This window comes from Streptosporangium sp. OZ121, from assembly GCF_051918885.1.
Taxonomy (GTDB): domain Bacteria; phylum Actinomycetota; class Actinomycetes; order Streptosporangiales; family Streptosporangiaceae; genus Streptosporangium.
In genome coordinates, this window is the sequence record NZ_JBPXMC010000001.1 from 174840 (window position 1) to 192057 (window position 17218).

Here is a 17218-nt window from a genome sequence, read left to right on the forward strand (position 1 = left end):
TCGTCTCCTCAGGGCGCCTGCGTCGTCGTGACGTTCGTGGTGAAACGGTGCTCGCAGAATCTCTCCCGCGCCTGCGTCCGGCTGAGACCGCGCTCGGACTCCTCCCGGTCGAGCCCCTCGAAGCTGTCGAAGCCGAGCCTGGCCACGGCCCTGGCCTCGGTGCCGGGCGCGAGGCGGGCCGTGAAGACGATCCGCCCCCGGTGCGGGAGGTGGCTTCCGGCGGCACACCAGACGCCGTCGGAGCGCTCGCGGCAGCGCAGGACGGAGATCCGCGCGCCGGAACCGTCGAGCAGCACCGCGCGGGTGGGGCCCCGCGCGCCCTCGGGGAAGCGGCCCCCCACCCAGAAGGCGCCCCAGTAGGGGGCGAAGGAGGGGGTCCAGGTCATGGAGTAGTCGAGGGTGTAGGAGACCCGGCCCTGCGAATCGGGGCGCGGTGCCGCCCCGGCCGCCAGCTCGATGCCGATCAGCGGCTCGCCCTGGCACTTCCTGGCGGCGGTGACACAGCTGGCCTGGGCCTGCGGCAGCGGGGACAGGGCGGCCGCGATGAGGGCGAGGCCCGCGGCGACCCCGAGAGCACGGCGCATGAGACCTCCTGTGTCCTGCCCCGAGAATCGTGTCCTGCCCGAGAACATCGTGTCCTGCCCGAGAACGCTACATGCGCGCGGCTCCGCGCGCGTCCGAGATCAGCATAGTTCGCCCTTCCGGGCCGCAAACGGATACCTGGCGGGGACATCGGTCGCGGGAAGGCCCGGGTGGGCGGAGAGGAGGGGGTCCGCCGCCCACCCGGAAACGGTCAGATTACCCCGACAGACATGAGTTTGGCTCGCTTGCGCGCACAGGCATCGGCCGGATCTCCGGCGACCTCCCCGTTCCACCGGCGCCCGGTCAGCGTTCGCCGGGACCGGGAAGGGCGCCGTTCTCCTCCTTCGCCTCGTCCCTGGGCTCGGCGTACGGCTCGCTCTCGGGCGGATGGCCTCCGGCGATCCGGCGTTCCCGCATGAGCTCGGCGTCGAACTCGGCGCCCAGCAGGATCGCCATGTTGGACAGCCACAGCCAGATCAGGAACACCGCGACGGCGCCGAGCGTGCCGTAGGTCTTGTCGTAGGAGCCGAAGTTGGCGACGTAGGCCGCGAACCCGGCGGAGACGACGACCCAGAGCAGCACCGCCAGCAGCCCGCCGGGGCTGATCCAGCGGAATCCCGGCTGGCGGACGTTGGGCGCGGCCCAGTAGAGCAGCATCACCAGGCCCGCGGCGATCAGCACCAGGACCGGCCACTTGGCGTACCCCCAGACGGTGACCGCGGTCTGGCCGACTCCCAGGGCCTCGCCCGCCAACTCGGCGAGCCTTCCCGTGAAGGTGACGGCCACCGCCGCGGCGGCCATCAGGACGACGACCACCAGCGTCAGCCCGACCCTGAGCGGGGTCAGCTTCCACAGGGGGCGTCCCTCCCGGATGTCGTAGATCGCGTTTCCGGCCCTGACGAAGGCGGCGATGTAGCCGGAGGCCGACCAGAGCGCCACCAGCAGGCCGACGATCGCCAGGAGACCCCTCGTGCCGCCGCTGCCGCGCACCTGGTCGACCTGGTCCTTCACCAGTTGCGTGACGTCGCCGGGGGCGAGCGCCGCGACCTGGGCCAGGATGGTGGAGATCACGTCCTGGCCGACCAGTCCGAGCACGGACACCAGCACGATCAGACCGGGGAAGATCGACAGCACCGCGTAGTAGGTGAGGGCCGCGGCCCAGTCGGGCAGGCCGTCTCGCTGGAACTCCAGGACGGTCCGTTTGAGGACTCCCCACCATGCCCTCCTGGGCAGTTCCGAGGGAGTCTCGGGGACAAGGGCGAGCCGCCCCCGCGAATCGCCGGGGGCGGCCCTGCCGGTCCTGCCGGTCATCTACTTCTTCTTGCCTCGCCGCAGCACGCGGAGGACGACCAGGACGAGCGCGGCGATCGCCGCGATCGTCACCACCGGGCGCTTGCCCGCCTCGGTCGTGACCCTGTTCGCCGCGTCCTTGATCTCGACGGGAGTCACTTCCTTGACCCGGCCGACGACCTCGGGGGCCGCCTCCCTCACCCGCCCGACCATCTCGGGAGCGGCCACCTTGACCCGCTCCACCATCTCGGTGGCCGTGGTGGCGGTCGCCGCCCCCGCCTTGCGCAGGTCGTCGCCCACCTGAGCGGCGGTCTCCTGCAAACGGCCCTTGACGTCGGTCTTGTGCACCAGTGCCTCCACTGTGTCGCCCAGTTCGCGGCGGGCGTCCTCGATGTCCCGCCGCACGCTCTCCGTGTCGTTCCCGTCGTCTCCGACGGTCTTGCCGCCCCCCGTCGCGCCGCCGCCGGTGGCACCGGTGTTGGCGTACGGGGTGGTCGTCGCCGCGGTGTCCGGGACGGCGGCGAGCGCCGCGCCCTCCGGAAGCCGGGGCGTGCCGTCACGCTCGGACCCGGTGACGCCGAGGTCCTCGCGGGGCGTGCCGTCCGGCTGGTTCGGCGGGATGTTCAGCGATCCGCTCTCGTCCGGCGTCACCGGCTCGTCGACGCCCTTCCTGCGGGATCCGGTGGTTCCGGCCACGGCCTGGGGCCGCTCGGGTCCGCCCGGGTCTGTCTCAGTCATCGGTGCGCCCTCTCTTTCACCGCGTCGATGTCGTCCTTGACGCTCTCGATGGTCCGTTCGGGGGTCGGCGGGGCGGCCTCGGCGACCTGGCGCTTGCCGAAGAACCCGAGCGCGCCGGCCACGACCAGCAGCACCCCGCCCACGAGCGCGGCCGCCGCCCACGGGGGCATGACCCGCGCGAGAAGCAGGATCACCGCGGCGACCAGGGCACCGGTCCCGAACAGGGCCACCACTCCCGCCCCGCCGAACAACCCCACGCCGATTCCCGCGTGCTTGCCCTTCTCCGTCAGCTCGGCCTTGGCCAGGCGCAGCTCGTCCTTGACGAGACGCGAGACCTGCTCCGACATCTGCCGGATCAGCTCGGACGTCGGCAGTGATTCCTTGGTGTTGGTCATGGGCTGCCTCCTCCCCTACAGGAAAGGACGTCTACCCTCTCCTCCCCCGGCAAACATGGGCCTGGCTGCGATGATCACAGGGGGACGCGGGTGCTCACCGGCGGCACCCGGGGCATCGGCCGCGGCGGGACCGGGCGTTCCTGGAGCGCGGGACACGTCGATCACGCCTCGCGGCCGGGACTACGCCATGATCGTAGGGAGGCCCGCGTGTCCCAGTGGTGGAAAAGTAGAGGTACGGGCGAAGATGAGCCTCTTGGGATGGTGCGTGGCACGATGAGCGCGATCAGAAAGGCGGCACGCTAGAGATGGCACAGATCGTCGGCGGCGGAAGCCCGGTCAACGACGCCGAGCGACGGGTCATCGCGCATCTGCGAGACAACGCCCCGGACGACTGGCTGCTGCTGCACAACATCGAGGTGCCCCGCGGGGACGACACCTTCGAGGTGGACGTGATCGTCCTGACCGGTCACTCGCTCTGCGTCATCGACGTCAAGGGCACCCGCGGCCGGATCGAGGTCGCGGGAACCCGCTGGTTCCCGCAGCGGCGGGAGGCGTTCGGCTCCCCCGTCGCCAAGCTGCGCGGCAACGGGCGCGCGCTCAAGGGCCTGCTCACCCAGGAGCGCCGCGAGCTGGACCGGGTCTACGTCGACAGCCTCGTGGTGCTCACCGGGACCGACGCGGAGCTGGTCGACCCGGCCGGCCGCGACTCGCGGCACGTCACCGACCTCGCCGGGCTGATCGGCACGCTGGGCGACGCCTCCCGCGTCAGGCGCGGCCACACCACGGACACCGCGCCGTACGGCACCGCGATCATCGAGGCGCTCAACGGGAGCGTGCGGCGCTCCACGGCGCCGCCGCGCTTCGGCAGCTGGGTGGTGGAGGAGCAGCTGGGCGGCGACAACCGGGTCACCGAGTACCGCGCGATCAACGCGACGGTCCCGGGCAGCGAGACGGTCCTGCTGCGCGTCTACCGGGCCGACCCGCTGGCCGAGGAGGAACCGAGGGCGGCCGAGCGACGGCTGATCACCAACGCCTACCAGGCCCTCACCAGGATTCCCCCGCACCCGTGCGTGGTGCGGGCCCGCGACTTCTTCGCCATCGACGACGAGAGCCGGTTCGTGCTGGTCCTCGACGACGTGCACGGCCAGGCGCTGCACCTGCACCTCACCGCCCCCGCCTCCACGCTCTCCACCGCCGCCCGGCTGGACGTGGTGGAGGACATGCTGCTGGGCCTGGCCCACGTGCACGCCAACAACGTGATCCACCGGGCGCTCAGCCCCGCGTGCGTGCTGGTGACCGAGGAGGGCCGGGCCATGCTCACCGGGTTCGACTACGCCAAGCCGGGCCCCCGCGCGCACACCGTGGCCAACGAGCTGCCCAACGTCCTCGACACCCATTACGCGGCTCCCGAGTGCCAGGCCATGCCGGAGCGGATGACGGCCGCCTCCGACGTGTACGCGGCCGGGGTGATCGCCTTCCGGCTGCTGACCGGGAGGCTTCCCCCGGTCACCCCCGACGCCGAGCCCGCCTCCGGCGAGGCGCCGGTGGAGGTCCCCGTGGAGGTCATGGACCTGCTGCGGCGGATGCGCGACCACGCGACGAACAAGCGTCCCGGCGCGGCCGAGGCTCTGGCCGACCTGCGGCGGATACGGCGGCCCCGCCCGCCGGAGCCCGCCGTGGCGGACCTTCGGACCCAGGACCTTCGGCCGCAGGACCTTCGGCCGCGGCACCTCGGCCACCCCCAGGTTCCGGCCCTTCGGGAGGTCGTCCCCGAGTTCCCCGGCGTCCCTGAGATCCCTGAGATTCCCGAGAGTCCCGCCACGGCGGGCGCCGGCGTGGCGGACACCGGGCGGCCGGAGGATCGCGGGCCGGACCACCCGCGGGACGCCGGCCCGCAGGCACCCGCGCGGTACGAGGACGAGCACCGGAAGGGCCTACCGGCACCGGAGCCGCTGCTCGACAGGCTCAGGACGAGATTCCGGCGTATCACTGGAAAACAGCCGTAAAGATTCACCAGAGAGGAGAGGCGAACCGGCTGCCCGCCCGGCCGACGGCCGTGCGGGGGCCGGGGCCCTGACCCTCGGCCGGGGCCCTGGCGCGCCGCCGGACGGCGGCGTCAGTGGCGGGTGTGGCCGCCCCGGAAGCGGGCGAGGAGCCCGCGCAGCTTCTGCTGGTTACGCGGGTCGCGGGCCATCGTCTTGGCCTTCTCCATGTGCCGCTGTCCCTGCGGGGTGCGCAGATAGTTTCGAACCCGATCCATCAGCGATGCCATGGTGTCCTCCATCTGTCGGAAACCTCCGACTACCCGCTGAGACCGGTTCCAATCACCACGGCACCCGGCTCCCGGGTCTGCACCGGGCTCCCCGGGGCTCCTCCGGGCCGCATCGGGCCGCATCGGGCCGCATCGGGCTCAGGAGTCGACGAAATCGTCGGGGACCATCACCCGCAGGCCGTTGGGGACGGTGCGGATCATGATGGGGGTCATCAGGCGGACCTCGCCGTCGACGTCGGCGGCCATCGGCGGGTCGGTCTCCAGGTACATCTCACGCCCCACCACGAAGGGGCCTCCCGCCAGGCTGCGCCAGCGGCCGCTGCCGGCGCGGACCATGGTCTCCAGCAGCAGACGCAGGCGCTTGCCCGAGCCGAGCTGGTACGCGACCAGGCGGCCGTTGTCGATGCTGATGTCCCTGGCGACCTGCCAGCCGCCGTGGAAGCGGCCGTTGGCGATGTTGAGCTGGTGGGTGAGCAGCTCGTGGCGGCGTCCGTCCACGGTGAGGAAGGCCCGGAACGGCTGGTGGCCCGGGAGGATCGTCAGGGCCGTGAGCGGGTAGGCCGCGCGGCCGAGGAGACGCTTCACCCCGTGCCGCACCTTGCCCGCCACCTCCACGGAGACCCCGAAACTGGCCAGGTTGGCGAACTCGCGGTCTCCGGCGACGCCCAGGTCGATGTCGGCGACCTTCCCGGTGCGCAGGACCCGGATGGCTCCGGCGAGGTCGAGGGGGACGCCGAGGCTGCGGACGAAGTTGTTGGTGGTGCCCAGGGGCAGCACGCCCAGGGCGACGTCGCGGTGGGCGACGTGCTTGACGGCGGCGCTGAGCGTGCCGTCGCCGCCGCCCACGACGAGCAGGTCGGGCTCGTCGGCCAGGGCCTCCTCCAGGGTGGCGCGCAGGCGTTTGGTGTCGACCACCGGGAAGAAGCGGATCGAGTCGAACCCCTGGGCCCGCAGCGCGCGGACCACGGCGGGGTAGTGGCGCCGGCCCCGGCGCGAGCGCGTGTTGACGACCACGCAGACCCTGCCCTTGGTCCGGATGGCCTCGGTGTGCTCGGCCTTGCTTCGAAGCTCTCCCACGCTGCCCCTATCCGATCGGGTGGTTGCCCGTTCAAATGGTAGGGCCCCGCCGTCGGTGACGGCGGGGCCCCGGGGCCCGTGGGCCCTCATGTGCCCGCTGGGCGGGGTGATCTACTTCTTGGGCGGGGTGACCTGCACGATCGCGCCGAGGTTGCCCGGGAACGGGGTGACCAGCTTGAGCTTCACGCCCAGCGCCTTGCCCTCGTCACCGGGGTTGCCGGAGCCGAGGACGTGGCCGTTGCCCATGTCGGTCCCGTACAGCTCGGTGGCCGGGGTGCCGTCGGCGTTGACGACCCGGGTGCTGTAGGACTGGTCGTCCTTGGAGGGGACGACCGTGGAGGCGTCGAAGTCGCGGTAGAACAGGCTGGTGCCGCGCGCCTCGAACCCGGGGTACCAGGTCTTGGCGTCGGTGAACTCGGAGACGCCCTTCTGCGCGGCCACCTTGGTGCAGTACTCGCTGAAGGGCTCGCCCGGCCCCTCGAAGCACTCGGTGAAGGGGTAGGTCTTGGAGAAGGAGAAGGCGGCGTTCGAGGTCTGCACGCGGCCGTTCATGTTCTTGAGCGTGGTGGGGTCCTTCTCGGCCGCCGCGCCGGTCCGCCGCAGCGGGTCGAAGTGGGAGTCGACGAGGAGCAGGCTGCCCTTGGAACCGATGCTCGGCGCCAGTTCGAGGTTGTTGGCCAGCGAGTTGTTGGTGTAGTTCGAGTCGCGGAACCACACGAGCAGGCCGGGGGCGTTGTACTTGACCTTCTCCACCTTCCACGCGCCCTCACGCGAGTAGTTGGTGGTGTAGGTGTACTGCAGGCCCTTGTCGAACCCGTCGAAGTTGCGCCACTCGGCCAGGTAGAACCGGGAGACCTCGCGCTTGCCGTCGTTGACGACCCAGCCCGCGCCGGTGGTGCCGTTGAAGGTGCCGCGGCCGGTCGTCCAGCCGGCGGCGCCGCTCTCCAGGTCGTCGCTCCAGACGGTCTCGGCGCCGTTGGTGAGCGCGAAGTCGTCGACGTGCCAGCCGCGCGGGGTGAAGGCGGCGTCGGTGTTGTACGTCAGGCGCAGCTTGACGGTCGTGCCGGCGAACGGGGCGAGGTCGACGTAGTCGTGCCGCCAGCCGTCGGTGTTGCCGGTGAGGCCGTACTTCTTGTCGCCGAACGTGGCGAGGTTCTTGTTGGGGTCGGCGTAGTCGTCGTCGGTGGAGACCAGGGCGCCGCCCTCGGTGTAGACCTTCTGCTGGGCCCAGGTGGTGCCGCCGTCAGTGGAGATCTCGACGAAACCGTAGTCCCAGTCCTCCTCGATCTCGTAGTTGTTCCACATCCAGAACTTCAGGTCGGTCCCTGCGGGCACCTGGACGTCACGGCCGATCTTGACGTCGGCCCACTCCTGGTCGAAGTTGGACCAGAAGGTCTTGGTGCCGCTGTGCGGCTCGACCATCGTGACCGGCGGGCTGGTCAGGTTGACCCGGACGCCGTCCTGGGTGAGCTTGGGCGTGCGCGAGGCCTGGCCGATCGTCACCAGGCCGCCGCGGTCGCCGGGGTTGAAGACCTTGGGGTTGGCCCAGCCGAGGATCCACTTGCTCCAGATGCTCATGTGGGAGGGCATCGACTGGAAGATCGGGCCGCTGTGCGAGCCGCTGGACATGAGGTCCCAGAAGTCGACGGCCGAGGAGGCCTGGCCGGTGGTGTCGTAGAGGTCCGGCAGGCCCAGGTCGTGGCCGTACTCGTGCGCGAAGACGCCGACGCCGGAGTCCTCGGGCTGCACGATGTAGTTGGAGATCTTCACGTTCTCACCGGGCACCTGGTAGCCGCCGGCCACCGCGCTGGAGTGCGCCCAGATCGCGTAGGTGCCCTCGGCGCCGCCGTCGGAGGACTTGTCCTTGCCCGCGTGGACCAGGACCAGGTGGTCGACCACGCCGTCGGGCTCGGCGAAGTTGCCGTCGCCGTCGGCGTCACCGACGTCCTCGATGTCGTAGTCGGCCCAGGGGAAGTCCGGGTCGGTGGCGACCAGGGTGTTGACCGCGTCGATGGCGAGCTGGCCGGCCCCGAGCGGGTTGTCCGGGTGGCCGCTCATGTCCTGCACCGGCTGGCCGCAGGCGCGCGCGCCGTAGTAGGCCTCGGAGTGCGGGACCTTGATCCACGGGCTGGCCTGCCCGGTGACCGTGTAGGCGCCCTTGGACATCTCCTCGTACATGTTCTTCATGGTGTGGCCGGAGATGTCGATGCCCTTGCGGCCGTCCCGGGGGTCGGTCAGGTCGGTGCGGACGCGCTGGGTGATGCCCTGCTTGGTGTAGAGCATCTTGTTGAAGTGGTCGGGGCTGAAGTCGGGCACCCAGAAGCTGTTGTTGTCCTTGTGGGACAGCGTGGCCGGGTTGGGGATCTTGTTGTGCAGCGGGCCGTTGAGCAGCGTGCCCGCCGGCTCGGTGACGCACTCGGCCGGGTCCTCGCTGTTCACGTCGAGCGGGCGGGAGAAACCGGAGAAGTCGTCGTTGGCCTTGTCGTTGAACTCCACCAGCAGCGTGAGGAGCTTGGCCGTCTTGACGGTCTTCGACTTCTTGAAGAGGAAGTCCGCCGGGTTGGTCCCCGTCCTGATCGCCTGGGCCTCACGGGCCGCCAGCACCCGCGCGGCGACGGGGTTGCCCGCGGAGTACTTCTCGGCGATCTTCTTGGACGGGCTGACCTTGCGCGCCTTCGCCGACGGCACGGCCGGGTCGTCGACCTCCGGCTCGTCCCTGGGGGGCGCGTAGTTGATGTAGTAGTCGGCCGCGGTCGGCTGGTACCGCGCGACCGAGGTGTCGCTCTCGGCCGACGCACCGCCCACGGCCAGTCCCGTGACGGCCAGGCCGAGCACGGGGACTATCGCGAGGAAACGCCTGCCGGCGCCTCCTCTGCTGACTCTGCCGGACAACGTGTCCCCTTCCCTGCGCCCGGGTTGGCCGGACGCGTCCCACTCACCGGCACGCCGTATGAGCGCGCCGAACCGGGAGATTAGACGAGAAGGTAAAGTCAGAGTCAAGAGTCCAAATGATGTTGCGAAACTGCAATAAAGTGCGTTTTGTCCGGAGAAGGCATGTTGGCAGAGGCCGTACAGTCCAACGTGTGACCGCTATCTCCGAACTCGTCGCAGCGCTCGCACCGGAGAAGGTGCTGACCGACCCCGACGTCACCGACTCCTACGCGCGGGACCGCACCTTCCTGGAGCCGGGGAGACCGCTCGCCGTGGTGCTGGCGCACACCAGGGACGACGTGGTCGCCGTGATGAGGTGGGCCACCGAGCACCGGGTGCCGGTGGTGCCCAGGGGTGCCGGGACCGGCCTGGCGGGCGGGGCGACCGCCGTCGAGGGGTGCGTCGTGCTGGCGCTGCACAAGATGGCGGCCATCAGGGAGCTGTCCCCCGCCGACGAGACGGCCGTGGTCGAGCCGGGCGTCATCACCGCCGACCTGGACCGGGCCGCCCGCGAGCACGGGCTGATGTACGCCCCCGACCCCTCCTCGTACGAGATCTCCACCATCGGCGGCAACCTGGCCACCAACGCGGGCGGGCTGCGGTGCGTGAAGTACGGCGTGACCCGCGACTCGGCGATGGGCCTGGAGGTCGTGCTCGCGGACGGGCGGGTGATCAACACCGGCCGGCGCACCGTGAAGGGCGTGACGGGGTACGACCTGACCGGGCTGTTCGTCGGCTCCGAGGGGACGCTCGGGGTCATCACCGCGGCGACGGTGCGGCTGCGCAGGGCCCCGTCGGTCCACCCGGCGACGATCGCGGCCGAGTTCACCTCCCTCAGGGACGCCGCCGCCGCCGTCTCGGCGATCATCGCGGCCGGCTGCCAGCCGTCGCTGATGGAGATGCTCGACCGCAACACGCTCAAGGCCATCGACGACTGGCGCAACATCGGGCTGGAGGAGTCGACCCGGGCGATGCTGATCGCGCAGTCGGACGCGGTGGACGGCCCCGCGGTCTCCGAGCGCATGGCCGAGCTCTGCACCGCCAACGGCGCGGCCTTCGTGGCGGTGTCGTCGTCGGCACAGGAGGCCGAGGAGCTGATCGGGGTCCGGCGGATGGCCTACCAGGCCAAGGAGCGGCTGGGCAAGTGCCTGGTGGAGGACGTGTGCGTGCCGCGTTCCCTGCTGCCGGACATGATCGAGAAGATCGAGGCGATCGCGGTCAAGTACGACGTGCTGATCAGCACGGTCGCCCACGCGGGCGACGGCAACCTGCACCCGGTCTTCATCTTCGACCACGCCCTGACCGAGCCGCCGCCGCAGGTGTGGGCGGCGGCCGACGAGCTCTTCAGGGAGACCCTGGAGATGGGCGGCACGCTCACCGGTGAGCACGGCGTCGGGCTGCTGAAACGGCGCTGGCTGGCGCTGGAGACCGGGCCGGTCACCGAGGAGATCCACCACGGGATCAAGAAGGTCTTCGACCCGCTCGGCATCCTCAACCCCGGCAAGGCCATCTGAGCGGGTTTCCCCACCGGAACGAATCTTCATCACCGCTCACGCTGGTAGCGTTCTGTCGCATATAAAGCATTTTTCCGGGGTTTGTTCGGGGGACCATCGTGACAAGGCCGCTCACCGAGGAGGATCCACCGCGTCTGGGCTCGTTCGAGCTGATCGGACGGCTCGGCGAGGGGGGTCAGGGAATCGTCTACCTCGGGCGGGGGCCCGGGGGCGAGCAGGTCGCCGTCAAGCTCCTGCACCACGGGCTGACCGGCGATCCCGAGGCCAGGGCCCGCTTCCTGCGCGAGGTGTCGGTCGCGCAGCGGGTGGCCCGGTTCTGCACCGCGGCCGTGCTGCACGCCGACCTCGCCGGCAGCCGTCCGTACATCGTGAGCGAGTACGTCCCGGGCCCGTCCCTGCGCCTGCTGGTCGACCGGGAGGGGCCCCGGCGCGGCGCCTCCCTGGATCGCCTCGCCGTCAGTACGGCCACCGCGCTGTCGGCGATCCACCGCGCGGGCATCCTGCACCGCGACTTCAAGCCCGCCAACGTGCTGATGGGCCCCGAGGGCCCGGTGGTGATCGACTTCGGCATCGCCAGGGCGCTGGACTCGCCGGGGATGACGGCGACCGGGGTGGCGATGGGGACCCCGTCCTACCTCGCGCCCGAGCAGCTCGGTCCCGGCGAGGTGACGCCCGCGGCCGACGTGTTCGCCTGGGGCGTCACGATGGTGTTCGCCGCGACCGGCACGCCCGCGTTCGGCCAGGACTCCATCGCCGTCGTGATCAACCGGATCCTGAACGCGCAGCCGGAACTGGGCACGCTGGAGGGGCCGCTGCGCGACCTGATCGCGGCCTGCCTGTCCAAGGACCCGGCCCGGCGCCCCACCGCCGAACAGCTCGTCAGCCACCTGATGGGCTCGGGCCCCACCACCCCGGTCCCGCGCCCGGCCGCCTTCCCCCTCCCCGGTACCGGCGTCGACCCCGCACCCGGCGTCGGTCCCGCACCCGGCGTCGATCCCGCGACCGTGCCCGGGACGACCGCGCGACAGGGCGGGCGGGGTCAGACGAGACCATCGGCGGGCGGTCCCGGACAGGCCGGATCACGGCAGAACAGCCAGAAGCCCGGCGAGAGGAAGGCGCCCCTGCCGGTGGGGCTCCTGCTCGCCGGGGTGGCGGTGGTGGCCGCGCTCGGCGTGGCCGCCGGGGCCGTGGTGCTCCTCCAGGACGACGGTGAGGCCTCGGCGGCGCGGCCTGCGGCGACTCCCGCCGTGTCGGAGGCCGCGGACCAGGAGCCGACGCTCATCCCCGGCGACCCGCCCGACGCCCTGGAGGAGTCCGCCCGGCCCTCGGAGACGGCCTCGCGGAAGGAGACCGAGACGGTCGTCGCGCTCACGCCGCACCCGTCCCGGCGCACCTCGCAGCCGTCCTCCAGGGCGGCCGGGAATCCGGACCCCGCCGCGGAGGGTCCGACGCCGGGACCCGGCGGATCCCCCTCGCGGACCCCCAGGCCGACGACCGTCATCGTCATGCCGACGTCCCCGCCGCCGAGCGGCACTCCCAAGCCCTCGTGGTCCCCGAAGCCGACGCCCACGCCCACCGTCAAGCCGCGCCCGAAGCTTAACCCCTACAAGGCCACCAGCCTCTGCGGCAGCGGCTACAAGGTGGTCAGCTCCAAGGCCCTGGGCCGCGCGGCGACCGTCCATCTCCTCTACAACACCGCCCAGGGCAGGAACTGCGTCGTCACCAAGTCCAGGTACGTGGTCCCCTCCAAGATCGCGATGAACGCGATCCTCAAGGTGAAAGGCGGCTCCACCAGGAGCGACCCCGGCAGGTTCACCGCCTACGCGGGCCCCGTACGGCTCCCCGCCGCCAAGAAGTGCGTCATCTGGGGCGGCTCGTACGGGTCGATCACCTGGAAGAGCGGCTGGAGCCACTGCGGCTGAGCACGTGGTATCAGCCGAGGGCGGGCATTCCGCCCATGGCGCTGAGGGTGGTGCCGTTGACGTAGCCGGCGGCCGAGGAGGCGAGGAAGGTGACGGCTCCGGCGATCTCCTCGGCGTCCGCGGGGCGCTGCAGTGCGACGGCCTTTCCGGCGGCTTCCAAGGCGTCACCGAAGGCGGCGGTGCCTTCGGTGCGGGTGGGGCCGGCCGCGACGGCGTTGACGCGGACGCCTGCCGGGCCGAATTCCGCGGCCCAGACACGGGTGAGGGATTCCAGGGCGGCCTTGGTGGCGCCGTAGATGCCGGTGCCCAGGCCCGGTGCGGTGGCGGCACCGCTGCTGATGTTGACGATCGCGCCGTGCCCGCGCCGGACCATCGCGGGTGCCAGGCCTTGGACGAGAAGGTAGGGGGCGCGCAGGTTGATGTTGATGTGTGCGTCGAAGGTCGCCTGGTCGGTGTCGGCGGTGCGGGCGAAGTGGAAGACGCCTGCGTTGTTGACGAGGATGTCGATGTCCCCGGCGCGTTCGGCCAGGGCCGTCGCCTCGGCGGGGTCGGAGAGGTCGGCGGGTTCGAAGCGGGCGGAGCCGCCCAGCGCTTCGACGCGCTGGAGGGTGTCGGCGGCCCGCTCGCGGTCGCGGCCGTGGACGACGACGTGGGCGCCGCGTTCGGCCAGAGCCAGGGCGGTGGCGCGGCCGATTCCGGCGGTGGCTCCGGTGACCAGTGCCGTCTGGTCGGCGAGGTCCTTGTTCACGGTGTTCCTTCTTCGTGCTCTCGATGATGTTCAGTGGGTGCGCCGGGCATGCTGCTTCTGGTCATCCGGCGCTCCCTTCTCCTGCGGGAAGGTCACCTCCGGCGGGGTGCCTGCGACCAGGGTCGGGGCAGCACGGCGATGCGGCAAACATCCTTGCTGTGGTGGCAAACTGGAGGCATGGACGAGGGCACAGCGGCGACGATGGCGGCGGTCGGTCCCCGATTGAGGGCCCTGCGAACCCACCGCAACATCACGTTGACCCAGCTCTCCGAGACGACCGGCATCTCCATCAGCACGCTCTCGCGCCTGGAATCAGGGCAGCGCCGCCCCACCCTCGAGTTGCTGCTGCCGCTCGCGCGGGAGCTGCGTGTGGCCATCGATGAGCTGATCGGCGCACCCCACACGGGAGACCCGCGGCTGCACTTCAAGGCGGTCACCCGCAACGGCATGACGCTCCTGCAGCTGACCAGGCGCGCCGGAAACCTGCAGGCCTACAAATTGATCATCTCCCCCCGGACACGGTCTCTCCAGCCCGAACAATCCAGCCACGAGGGCTACGAATGGCTCTACGTGCTCGACGGGCGCCTGCGCCTGGTCCTGGGCGACAACGACCTGACCCTGGGACCGGGCGAGGCCGCCGAGTTCGACACCCGCACACCGCACTGGTTCGGCAACGCCGACGAACACCCCGTCGAAGTTCTGGCCCTCTTCGGCCGCCAAGGAGAGCGCGCCCACCTGCGCGCCCGCCCCACACCGGTCCAGCCTCACCAGGAAGCCCCCGCGGACGACCGCCCCTGAACACCCTGCGGCGCGTACGTCCCAGCCCGGGTATCCGGTGACGAGCTGCAAGATCACCCCGGGTGTGAACCTACGAGCGGGACCGTCGCGGCAGGACCGGTCCCCGACTCCCTCGCCCCGCTCCTCGCCTGGATAACCGCCGACCTCGACCGGCCGCTCACCCTGGAGGACATGGCGGCCCGGTCGGGGATGTCGGCGCGCACCCTCAGCCGCCACTTCACCGAGCAGCTCGGCATCTCCCCCGGCCGCTGGCTGCTCGACCGGCGCATCGCCGGCACCCGCGCCCTGCTGGAGGAGACCGACCTCCCGGTGGAGACGATCGCCCAGCGCGTCGGCCTGTCCTCGGCGGTCAACCTGCGCCGCCGCTTCCACAAGGCGCTGAGCACCACCCCGGCCGCCCACCGGCGTTCCTTCCGCTGACCGGCACCCGGCGGGGCCCGTTGACCGGCGTCCGACGGGAGCCCATGACGGACGGCGGCGGCCAGCGTGACGATGCAGGTGCCACAGCGTACGCAGACGCGCACGTCGTCCGGCGTGTCAAGGACGGACAGCGGACCGCTCATCGGGATCCCGGCTCCACGGAGACGAACCAGACGGTCTTGCCACCCGGCACGGACTCCACTCCCCACCGGTCGGCGTAGGCCGCGACGATCGCCAGCCCGCGACCGTGTTCCGAGTCCGGGCCTGCCGGAAGCGGGCTCGGCCACACCCTGCCCCGCCTCAATCTCGATGGACAGCGCGCCGCGCGCGTATGGCCGACGTGCTCTCTATGCGCCGCTCGCGATCGTCCGAAATCGCCCCCTCCCACGCACGGTTACGGGCATCCTCCCGATAGCGACTGATCACATAGATACTTTCAAGGCGATAGTTTCAATGCGACAATATGTCCCATTTTCGAAATAAGGGAGGAAATCATGGCGAGTCCTACAGTCCGCCGACGCCGTCCCTCCGCCGAACTCATCCGTCTTCGCGAGCAGACGGGGCTCAGCGTTGAAGAGGCGGGACGTCGGCTGGAGTGGTCACGTGGCCGCCTCAACAAGATGGAGGAAAACAAGCGGACCAGGCCCGATCTAGGAAACATCCGGGCTCTTCCGGACCTGTACTCGGTGACGGAGCCGGCACAACGTGAGGCCGTCCTGACGCTGGCTCGCCAGTCACGCGAGAAGGGGTGGTAGGCCAACTACCAGGACATTTGGCGGGTTCCCTAGCTGGATTCGAAGCAGAGACATCCTTGATCAACACCTACGAGGATCTCCGCGTGCCCGGGTCACTCCAGACCGAGGAGTACGCCACGGCTACGTTCAAAGGCGGCCGGGTGATGGAAGGCGCACAAATTCGTCGCCGCGTAGAAGCGCGGCTGGCGAGGCAGGCCGTCCTGCACAGCGAGGCCCCGCCCACGTTGTGGGCAGTGATCGATGAAGCCGCACCGACCAAAACGGTAGGCAGTCCGTCGGTGATGCGTCGGCAGCTGCGGCATATCATCGAAATGAGCGCCAAGCCGAACATCTACCCGCAAGTCCTACCGGATTCAGTCGGAGCCCATGCCGCCATGGACGACGCTTTCACCATATTGAATTTCCCGGATCAAAACGATCCGAGCATTGTTTACATCGAGACCGCGACGAGTGACCTGTACCTGGAGACCTCCGAAGAGCTTGAGCACCACAGGCTCATCTTCGACCTCATACGCTCGTCCGCACTCGGCCCAGACTCGTCCGTGGCGCGCCTGTCCAACCTGATAGATCAACTCGGTTAAGAGGTAATCGTGGATCTCCCCCAGCCCCTCACCTGGCAAAAGAGTTCCTGTTCCGGCTCGGGCGACCACTGTGTCGAGGTCGCGGCACTCCCCGGCGGCGGTCAGGCCGTAAGGGACTCCAAGAACCCCACCGGCCCCGTCCTGAGATTCACCCCGGGTCAATGGAACACCTTCGTCAGCGGCGTCAAGGACGGCGAGTTCGACTAGCGAGACCGCTACGCGGGTGCGACCACGAGGAGTCGCCGAGCCAGAACTTCCACCTCGGCGAGCAGCCCGGCCAGTGACTGGTCGAGTTCGAGTGCGTGCTGGTGGATGGTGATGCGGGCACGCCGAACGCGGTGAGACGCGTGCGGGACGTTCCCCTTGGCGTAGATGGACTGTCCTGGAAGAGCGGCTTGAGCCACCGCGGCTGAGCGCGGGGCACTGCCGCCCCCTTTGTCAGGTGCCGGAGGTCTGGAAGGTGGCGCTCTCCTCCCCGGCGGCCCAGAGCCGCGCGGACATCCACGCGATGCCCACGGCCGCGATCACCAGGCCCGCCAGGTAGACCGGTACGGGCACCAGGTTCCTGAGCGAGCCCGGGATCATGCCGGCGGCGTAGAGCGCGATCGCGACGGCCGGGAGGGCGCCCGAGCGCAGGGCCGCGACGCTGAAGGTCAGGACTCCCGCGATCAGGACGACCGAGGTGACGAGGAACGCCCGCCCGGTGCCCCCGGACAACAGCTCGTCGATCGTGCTCCTGCCCAGCAGCGGAAAGACGTAGTGCAGGGTGTACTCGATCGCGAACGCCCCGGCCAGGCCGGCCGAGTTGAGCAGGTAGCCGATGAGGCCGAGCCTGCCGGCCGTACCGCGTATCAGCAAGTAGAGGCCGGTGATCGCGAAGAGGCCGGCGAGCGCGCCGAACGGTGCGACGGCATGGGTGAGCGCGGTCTCCGGCAGCGCGCCCGCGCGGCGCAGGATGTTGACCACCAGCAGCACGGCGCAGACGAGGCCGGCCGCCCCGGTGGCCCGGTAGAGAGCCGATTGACGCATGGGGAAACTCCATTCCTGTCGGTCATGACGCTCGTCATCGTGCGCGTTGCCGGCCACGAAGTTGAGTGGATGCGCAAAGCCGTAAGCACCCCGAAAGAGAGACGTAAGCACCCCGAAAGAACCGGGCCGACCACGCCGCGAACCGCTCCAGGCGGGCCTGCGCGTA

General features: G+C 70.4%; 17 protein-coding genes. 8 read left to right on the plus strand and 9 right to left on the minus strand.

Going from position 1 to position 17218, the window contains the following annotated elements; genetic code table 11:
* Nucleotides 1-8: 8 nt before the first annotated feature.
* The 4 genes from ACTOQ1_RS00800 to ACTOQ1_RS00815 form a co-directional block, all read right to left on the minus strand.
* A complete protein-coding gene (locus ACTOQ1_RS00800) occupies nt 9-584 on the minus strand; it encodes a hypothetical protein (protein WP_440063644.1) in 576 nt (191 codons plus the stop codon).
* Between the two features lie 301 nt (nt 585-885).
* Nucleotides 886-1893 carry a YihY/virulence factor BrkB family protein gene (locus ACTOQ1_RS00805; protein ID WP_440063645.1) on the minus strand — a complete coding sequence of 336 codons (1008 nt, stop codon included), beginning with the start codon at nt 1891-1893 and terminating at the stop codon, nt 886-888.
* Nucleotides 1894-2610 carry a DUF3618 domain-containing protein gene (locus tag ACTOQ1_RS00810; protein ID WP_440063646.1) on the minus strand — a complete coding sequence of 239 codons (717 nt, stop codon included), beginning with the start codon at nt 2608-2610 and terminating at the stop codon, nt 1894-1896.
* Nucleotides 2607-3005: a phage holin family protein gene (locus tag ACTOQ1_RS00815; protein ID WP_440063647.1), complete on the minus strand. Its 399-nt coding sequence runs from the start codon at nt 3003-3005 to the stop codon at nt 2607-2609. Before ACTOQ1_RS00815 ends, ACTOQ1_RS00810 begins: the two co-directional genes overlap by 4 nt.
* Nucleotides 3006-3310: 305 nt before the next feature.
* Here ACTOQ1_RS00815 and mads6 point away from each other — a divergent pair, with 305 nt between their 5' ends.
* Nucleotides 3311-5011 carry a methylation-associated defense system protein kinase MAD6 gene (mads6, locus tag ACTOQ1_RS00820; protein WP_440063649.1) on the plus strand — a complete coding sequence of 567 codons (1701 nt, stop codon included), beginning with the start codon at nt 3311-3313 and terminating at the stop codon, nt 5009-5011.
* A gap of 110 nt (nt 5012-5121) precedes the next feature.
* Here the strand turns inward: mads6 and ACTOQ1_RS00825 are convergent, their stop codons facing one another.
* The 3 genes from ACTOQ1_RS00825 to ACTOQ1_RS00835 all read right to left on the minus strand — a co-directional run bounded on the left by ACTOQ1_RS00825 (nt 5122) and on the right by ACTOQ1_RS00835 (nt 9246).
* On the minus strand, nt 5122-5277 hold the full coding sequence (locus ACTOQ1_RS00825) for a hypothetical protein (RefSeq protein ID WP_362693218.1): 156 nt from the start codon (nt 5275-5277) through the stop codon (nt 5122-5124).
* Nucleotides 5278-5415: 138 nt separating this feature from the next.
* Nucleotides 5416-6354, minus strand: coding sequence for a diacylglycerol/lipid kinase family protein (locus ACTOQ1_RS00830; RefSeq protein ID WP_440063651.1), 939 nt, complete (start codon nt 6352-6354; stop codon nt 5416-5418).
* A 111-nt stretch (nt 6355-6465) separates the two neighbouring features.
* Nucleotides 6466-9246, minus strand: a complete 2781-nt coding sequence (locus ACTOQ1_RS00835) for an immune inhibitor A domain-containing protein (RefSeq protein WP_440063652.1) — start codon at nt 9244-9246, stop codon at nt 6466-6468.
* A 191-nt stretch (nt 9247-9437) separates the two neighbouring features.
* Here ACTOQ1_RS00835 and ACTOQ1_RS00840 point away from each other — a divergent pair, with 191 nt between their 5' ends.
* Nucleotides 9438-10799, plus strand: coding sequence for an FAD-binding oxidoreductase (locus ACTOQ1_RS00840; RefSeq protein WP_440063654.1), 1362 nt, complete (start codon nt 9438-9440; stop codon nt 10797-10799).
* A gap of 98 nt (nt 10800-10897) precedes the next feature.
* Nucleotides 10898-12721, plus strand: a complete 1824-nt coding sequence (locus ACTOQ1_RS00845) for a serine/threonine protein kinase (protein WP_440063655.1) — start codon at nt 10898-10900, stop codon at nt 12719-12721.
* A 10-nt stretch (nt 12722-12731) separates the two neighbouring features.
* On the opposite strand, the gene ACTOQ1_RS00850 is transcribed toward ACTOQ1_RS00845, so the two are convergent.
* Nucleotides 12732-13469, minus strand: a complete 738-nt coding sequence (locus ACTOQ1_RS00850; protein WP_440063657.1) for an SDR family NAD(P)-dependent oxidoreductase — start codon at nt 13467-13469, stop codon at nt 12732-12734.
* Between the two features lie 177 nt (nt 13470-13646).
* Here ACTOQ1_RS00850 and ACTOQ1_RS00855 point away from each other — a divergent pair, with 177 nt between their 5' ends.
* The 5 genes from ACTOQ1_RS00855 to ACTOQ1_RS00875 all read left to right on the plus strand — a co-directional run bounded on the left by ACTOQ1_RS00855 (nt 13647) and on the right by ACTOQ1_RS00875 (nt 16230).
* Nucleotides 13647-14267, plus strand: a complete 621-nt coding sequence (locus ACTOQ1_RS00855) for a helix-turn-helix domain-containing protein (RefSeq protein WP_440063658.1) — start codon at nt 13647-13649, stop codon at nt 14265-14267.
* Between the two features lie 132 nt (nt 14268-14399).
* On the plus strand, nt 14400-14687 hold the full coding sequence (locus ACTOQ1_RS00860; protein WP_440064745.1) for a helix-turn-helix domain-containing protein: 288 nt from the start codon (nt 14400-14402) through the stop codon (nt 14685-14687).
* 494 nt (nt 14688-15181) lie between these two features.
* A complete protein-coding gene (locus tag ACTOQ1_RS00865) occupies nt 15182-15442 on the plus strand; it encodes a helix-turn-helix domain-containing protein (protein ID WP_440063659.1) in 261 nt (86 codons plus the stop codon).
* A gap of 56 nt (nt 15443-15498) precedes the next feature.
* On the plus strand, nt 15499-16023 hold the full coding sequence (locus ACTOQ1_RS00870) for a DUF5753 domain-containing protein (protein ID WP_440063660.1): 525 nt from the start codon (nt 15499-15501) through the stop codon (nt 16021-16023).
* Nucleotides 16024-16032: 9 nt separating this feature from the next.
* Nucleotides 16033-16230 (plus strand): DUF397 domain-containing protein, encoded by a 198-nt coding sequence (locus tag ACTOQ1_RS00875; protein ID WP_440063662.1) that lies wholly within the window; start codon nt 16033-16035, stop codon nt 16228-16230.
* A gap of 231 nt (nt 16231-16461) precedes the next feature.
* Here the strand turns inward: ACTOQ1_RS00875 and ACTOQ1_RS00880 are convergent, their stop codons facing one another.
* On the minus strand, nt 16462-17052 hold the full coding sequence (locus ACTOQ1_RS00880) for a hypothetical protein (RefSeq protein ID WP_440063663.1): 591 nt from the start codon (nt 17050-17052) through the stop codon (nt 16462-16464).
* Nucleotides 17053-17218: the final 166 nt, after the last annotated feature.